The organism is Moorena sp. SIO4A5, from assembly GCF_010672005.1.
GTDB lineage: Bacteria > Cyanobacteriota > Cyanobacteriia > Cyanobacteriales > Coleofasciculaceae > Moorena.
In genome coordinates, this window is sequence record NZ_JAAHHZ010000274.1 from 1 (window position 1) to 6,195 (window position 6,195).

Annotated in this window: 7 protein-coding genes; 4 read left to right on the forward strand and 3 right to left on the reverse strand. The window is 46.4% G+C overall.

Annotated features, from left to right (window positions below; all coding sequences use genetic code 11):
* The 3 genes from F6K57_RS34710 to F6K57_RS34720 form a co-directional block, all read left to right on the forward strand.
* Positions 1 to 258: hypothetical protein (locus F6K57_RS34710; RefSeq protein WP_293072504.1), on the forward strand; the 258-nt coding region annotated here is incomplete at its 5' end.
* Between the two features lie 202 nt (positions 259 to 460).
* Positions 461 to 700, forward strand: coding sequence for a hypothetical protein (locus F6K57_RS34715; RefSeq protein ID WP_293072506.1), 240 nt, complete (start codon positions 461 to 463; stop codon positions 698 to 700).
* Between the two features lie 515 nt (positions 701 to 1,215).
* Entirely contained in the window at positions 1,216 to 1,839 is a 624-nt protein-coding gene (locus F6K57_RS34720) for a hypothetical protein (protein WP_293072508.1), read from the forward strand.
* A gap of 288 nt (positions 1,840 to 2,127) precedes the next feature.
* Here the strand turns inward: F6K57_RS34720 and F6K57_RS34725 are convergent, their stop codons facing one another.
* Positions 2,128 to 2,301: a hypothetical protein gene (locus F6K57_RS34725; RefSeq protein ID WP_293072510.1), complete on the reverse strand. Its 174-nt coding sequence runs from the start codon at positions 2,299 to 2,301 to the stop codon at positions 2,128 to 2,130.
* A gap of 165 nt (positions 2,302 to 2,466) precedes the next feature.
* Positions 2,467 to 3,081: a hypothetical protein gene (locus F6K57_RS34730; RefSeq protein WP_293072512.1), complete on the reverse strand. Its 615-nt coding sequence runs from the start codon at positions 3,079 to 3,081 to the stop codon at positions 2,467 to 2,469.
* Positions 3,082 to 3,669: 588 nt separating this feature from the next.
* On the opposite strand from F6K57_RS34730, the gene F6K57_RS34735 reads away from it, so the two are divergent.
* Entirely contained in the window at positions 3,670 to 4,890 is a 1,221-nt protein-coding gene (locus F6K57_RS34735; protein WP_293072514.1) for an RNA-guided endonuclease TnpB family protein, read from the forward strand.
* Between the two features lie 289 nt (positions 4,891 to 5,179).
* Here F6K57_RS34735 and F6K57_RS34740 read toward each other — a convergent pair.
* A partial coding sequence (locus F6K57_RS34740) for a tetratricopeptide repeat-containing protein (RefSeq protein WP_293072516.1) occupies positions 5,180 to 6,195 on the reverse strand: 1,016 nt, incomplete at its 5' end.

The following is a 6,195-nucleotide window of genomic DNA, read 5'->3' on the forward strand; positions in this document are numbered from 1 at the left end:
CACAAAGATGTGTCCACGTCTGGTAAAGATAAAAAAGAGACATCCCATCTAGACACTATTACGGAAGACCAACCAACAGGAGTAGTAGCAAGAGTAATCTCCCAACTAGAGAGAGCAGCTCAAGTCGGCTCAGATGTCTTAAAAGGAGCCGTGAAATTCTATATTCGTTCTCCTTTCTGGGACGAAATCAAGGATGAAACGTGGCTTAATGTTCCATTCACAATCAGAAAAATGATAGATCGGTTTGATTACACTTAACTATCACTGGGGAAGAGGATTGATTTGTGTTTGTTTGTGTTTATTTGTGTGGGTGTAAGTCTAAGTCGGAGTGGTTCCGTTTTAGAGAAAAATGTGGGTGGTCTAAGGGCGATCGCACCTTCACCTACAGTAGTCCCAGGGTAAACACATCGACCAATGGTAGCGATCGCATGGTCTTAGGGTACGATCACATGTCCTTAGGGTGCGATCGCAAGAGCCTGAGGTATTTATCGCTCCCGGAACTACGGCGACGGATGAGTACATGGATGGGATAGAGGAAGACCTGGAACCGTTCGATGATGAGCAGCCGGTTGAGGTTATCGAAGCTAAATCAACCGTGCTAGCTGAGGTTGAACCTGATGAAGCGAGGAACAACGGAGAGGCAAAGGTCTGGGTCACTCGCAACCTCAACACTCTTCCGAAGTCCCATTCTGCTCCCTAGATTCCGACTCCCATCGGTTTACCCTGCAACCAAAGGCATATAACCTGATCTACTTAGTCCCCAGCGTCTGGGGAGATGCTAGTCGGGGGAGGATTTACCGGGTTAACAATGGGGACTTTCGGAGCTGAGACTCGGGTCGAAAAGCCTGGGCAAAAGGATGTTTATTACGAGGAAGTTTATCCCCTGGTTATTGTTACTAAGAGGGTGCGCGCATCTAGTAAAATGATTAACTAAATAACCCCTTACACTCCCCTGGGGTTACTTCTGCTCCCAAACAAAACCCCTCACTCTTTCCGGATCCGAGGGGTTTTGTGCATTTTAGATGTCAAGCTCCCCACTGTGGACCTTCTTTCCAATTCAGCATTAACGGGTATCCGACAAGTTGATTTATCGTTTCTAACCTAATTCCCGATTCCCGATTCCCGATTCCCTATTTCCTCTACATAGATATAAACTGTTCAGTAACCATCCGGCGAACATCCGGTGAACATTCACCGAACATCCAGCAAACGGTTATGACTCAAGAAATAGACAAGTTTCCCATCAAAGATTTACAGAGCCGATATAGCATAGGTCGCACCGCCCTTTATGAGCGACTAAAACATGCGAATATCAAGGCCAACAAAGAGGGAACTCGCTCTTTTGTGTCCGGCAAACAGCTTGAGGAGCTGGATCGCTTGCACAACCATTTGGAAAGGGGTGGAACCTTTGAAGACTTTGAGGCATTATTAACCGAAGGGTTTACCGAAGATAGTCAGGAAACTATCTCCCTGGACAGTTCACCGAACAGTTCACCGAACAGTTCACCGGACGTTCACCGGACAGGTTCTTGGAACGCAGAACGGGAAGCATTGGAGGTGTTGATTGATGCGATCGCGTCTGGTATTGAGAGAGCCAATATCAACAGAATGAAGCCTTTGAGCCCCATAGAATACATGCAGCAGTTGAAGATGGCTGCCCAAGAACAGTGGTTATTAACCACTTCGGAGGTTAGAGAATTGATAAAAGTAAAACCTCACACCAGGAAGGGTGAGGATACTTATAGGAGGGGTTCGTGGTTGTTTGTTAAATCGGGGAAGATTGGGAGGGAAACTGCTTGGCGTGTCGAACAGGAACAGGGAACAGGGAACAGGGAGTAGGGAGTAGGGAGCCTAAACGTCTGAGGTTGGAGTATTGTCCTGTTGAAAAGGCGATTAATTATTTAAGGGGGACAGTATGGGATTAGGACGCTACAGGCGAAGGTAGTTACTTCGGGGGTGTCTTAGTCCAAAAATGTTTTCCTATCAGTAGTAAAATAGGCAGCTAAGGCAGCTAAGCTGGTTGACTGACAAAACTATTCAACAGCATATTGGTACGTTTGTATCTTAAACTCTAGTTGATAGTGCCGTTGCTGATGTTGTTTGCGCGAAGCCATGGCAGGATAAGGGTCATGATTGCTGGAAAAACAAACCCGATGAATTAATTTCCAGCCATTCTCGCTCATATGATTTGACCCACTCCCAACCAATCCGAAAATAGCTGTTTCCTCGAAACCAGTGAGTGTCAACCCATCGACGTTTACCAGACTCTACCACCTCAACCCCTTGAGCCGTGACGTACATACTACCTGAAACAATAGGACAATAGCTTGAAGGAATGGGATGATAAATTTGATGAGCTTTTGGATATGTTTAAGCATGAAAAGTTGTAAAAAAAACTACACTAATTATGTGTCGTTTTTTTTTGAGCAAAGACAGCACTACCACAAACATGCCCTTGTCCTAAAATTAACGACCATCCCTAACATCAAGAGTAATTTCAGCAGTTATCACCCGGTCTGTCTGAGAAACAATCTTCACCCGTCTCACCCGACCAGCATAGGGAGATCGCACAATATTCAACTCTGCCAGCTCCTTCTCCACCTCTTGGGATTGCTTCACCAAGGATGCCAGCTGGTACTGCTGCCGCTGTAAATTAGTTTGATAGGTCATCATTTCCAGAGAATGCCGGTAAATCTGCTGTTGGTAACGAGTTTTCGCAGCATTTAACCGAGCAATAGCAGAATCGATCGCAATCTGTGTTTTAATCCGCTTTTCCTGTAACCATTGTCGTTTCTGGATTTTATCCTGGTCGTGGATGACATTGAGATAATCCACCTTGAAGCGGAGGGGTGGAGCTGCTTCAATTTCCATTTCGACCAATGCTAAATCATTGCGAGCTTTTGCGATCGCAGCCTCCTCCTCACTAAACGAAGGTGTTGGTGGTTGTTGGATTGGGGGTAGTGGTAAACTCATCTGATTGATCGCGATTTGCAGCTGGTTCCGTCTTGCTTCCAGCCTTTCCCGTTGAGCAGTGCGGTCCGAGAGCGTTTCACCTACCTTTACTCTGTCCCCCTGCTTCACCTTGATGTCTTCCGGTGCTGTTACTGTTACGTTTATTCTGTGGCGCTTTGGTGCAGTAGGTTGAGTTTGTGTAACCGGTGTAACCGGGGTAATACCATCAGGTACTGGTTCAATGGTGTAGTTGTTGTTAAGTCTGGGGGAGATAGAGCAGCGAAATAATTGGTTGAGTTGAGCACCGGGAGATTTTTATTCCAATGTTTCCCCAGTTGTTGAAGCTCGACGGCTGGAGTTTCTGTTCTCAGTTTCTGCTAATGAGGTTGCTTTTCGGGTACACGGTATTTTTGTTTTCTGGTATGTGCTGGGGGTTTTGTGGATAGGTGGTGTCGGTTGTGTGCTGAGGGTTGAGGTGTAGGTAGTTGTTTGCTCGGACTCTATCTTGATAGCGATCGCATCGCACCACCCATTTACCTCATTTTCATTGATGCATTAACTCAGCTTCCATCGATGAGAATTTGGAAAAATCTTTAACAAGACTCGCGGAATTCCCCACCCTCTTCCAGGGTGGGGATGGATAGCGAAACAGTGACTTGACACGTTACTGGAAAATATATATAATATTAACTAAGGTCGATAACGAAGGTAAGTGCAGTGAAACATAAAGCCGTCAAAGTCAGAATCTATCCAACACAAGAGCAGGTTCAAATATTAGCTCAGCATTTTGGATGTGCTCGCTGGTGGTGGAATTATGCACTGAATCAGTGCATAGAGACTTATAAAGAAACTGGCAAAGGGCTAAAGCAATCTGCACTTAATTCTATGTTGCCGAAACTCAAGAAAGAAAAAGAGACTGAATGGCTAAAAGAATGTTACTCCCAGGTCTTACAATCTGTGAGTCTTAACCTTAGTCGTGCATATCAGAACTTTTTTGAAGGTAGGGCAAAATATCCTAGATTCAAGTCATATCATCACCGCCAATCAATTCAGTACCCCCAAAAGGTCAAGCAAGTGGGTGACTACCTTAAGTTTCCTGGAAAATTAGGAGTTGTCAAGGCAGTAATTCACCGACCACTAGATAGGACAATCAAAACTGTAACAGTCAGCAAAGACCCTTCTGGCAAATACTATGCTTCCGTCCTAATGGAATACGAGTCTGATGATCCGAAACCATCGACAGACGGGAAAGTGATCGGAATTGACTTGGGCATCAAGGATTTTGCTATTACCTACGACGGCGAAAAGACCTCTAAATTTGGCAATCCTAAGCATTTGGCTAAATACGAAAAGAAATTAGCCAAAAAACAACGTATTACTGTCCGAAAGAAAAAAGGGAGTAGTGGAAGTAGGAAAGCTAGAAAGATTGTAGCAAAGGTATATGAACGTATTGGAAATGTCCGCCAAGACTACTTGCATAAGCTATCTAGTAAAATCGTAGATCAGAACCAGGTAGTGGTAGTCGAAAATCTAAATGTCAAGGGCATGGTTCGTAACCATAAATTAGCTAAAGCAATATCTGATCTGAGTTGGGGGACTTTTGTAAATTTCCTGTCTTATAAATGCGAAAAAGAAGGAAAAGTATTGGTCGAGATAGATCGGTGGTTCCCCAGTTCTAAAACCTGTTCTAATTGTCATTACCGAATCAAAGAGTTGCCGTTAGACGTAAGGACTTGGACTTGCCCAAGCTGTGGCACTCACCACGACAGAGATGGTAATGCAGCAAAGAACATTAGAGCAGAAGGTATCAGAATGCTATCCTCCTCTGGAACGGGGGAGGTCAACGCCAGTGGAGAAGAAGTAAGACCAAGACGTGGACGCCCGTCCAAGTTGAGGCATTCTTCCGTGAAACTGGAAGCCCCGGCCTCAACGAAGTAGGCCGGGGTAGTTCACGTACTGATAATCCCCCAACAAGGAACTTCACCTGTATACTTTGCCAAAATCTTTCTGATTCCCCGGTCGCTATACTTACGTTTCCAAAACGACTCAAACAGGTAGGTAGTTTCCTGAAGTTGTTAGAGAAGAAGCCGAGAAAACTTCCGTTGTCAAAGGGTTTCAGTGACATTGGCACTTCGTGACAACTTCTCTAGCATTACGCCATGATAGGCGGGGTGAGGAGGTTAAGCGTAGGGCGGTGCAGAAGTTGGGGTTTTAGGAGGGGTGAAACTCAACTTTGATCTAACAGTCTGCTTAAATTACGTGAAATAGTTTGGGTGTTGGGATGATTCTCTCCTAACTGCTGGACAGCAATCTCTAATGCTTGTTGGTAGAGGGGTTCGGCCTCTGAGTACCGACCCTGGTTATAGTACAGTCCTGCCAGGTTGTTGAGGCTGGCTGCTACATGTGGGTGGTTTTCTCCCAGCAGCTGTTTCAAAAGGTCTAGTGCTTGTTGGTAGAGGGGTTCGGCCTCTGAGTACCGACCCTGGTTATCGTACAGTCCTGCCAGGTTGTTGAGGCTGGTAGCGACATCCGGGTGGTTTTCTCCCAGCAGCTGTTTCCTCAGTTTTAGTGCTTGTTGGTAGAGGGGTTCGGCCTCTGAGTACCGACCCTGGTTATAGTACAGTCCTGCCAGGTTGTTGAGGCTGGTAGCGACAGAAGGGTGGTTTTCTCCCAGCAGCTGTTTCCTCAGTTTTAGTGCTTGTTGGTAGAGGGGTTCGGCCTCTGAGTACCGACCCTGGTCTTTGTACAGTAAAGCCAGGTTGTTGAGGCTGGTAGCGACAGAAGGGTGGTTTTCTCCCAGCAGCTGTTTCAAAAGGTCTAGTGCTTGTTGGTAGAGGGGTTCGGCCTCTGAGTACCGACCCTGGTCTTTGTACAGTAAAGCCAGGTTGTTGAGGCTGGTAGCGACATCCGGGTGGTTTTCTCCCAGCAGCTGTTTCCTCAGTTTTAGTGCTTGTTGGTAGAGGGGTTCGGCCTCTGAGTACCGACCCTGGTTATAGTACAGTCCTGCCAGGTTGTTGAGGCTGGTAGCGACAGAAGGGTGGTTTTCTCCCAGCAGCTGTTTCCAAAGGTCTAGTGCTTGTTGGTAGAGGGGTTCGGCCTCTGAGTACCGACCCTGGTTATAGTACAGTCCTGCCAGGTTGTTGAGGCTGGTAGCGACATCCGGGTGGTTTTCTCCCAGCAGCTGTTTCCAAAGGTCTAGTGCTTGTTGGTAGAGGGGTTCGGCCTCTGAGTACCGACCCTGGT

Bases quoted from the DNA above. Each gene is read 5' to 3' on its own strand.
- F6K57_RS34725 (WP_293072510.1), bottom strand. From the start codon at position 2,301: ATGTACGTCACGGCTCAAGGGGTTGAGGTGGTAGAGTCTGGTAAACGT.
- F6K57_RS34720 (WP_293072508.1), top strand. From the start codon at position 1,216: ATGACTCAAGAAATAGACAAGTTTCCCATCAAAGATTTACAGAGCCGA.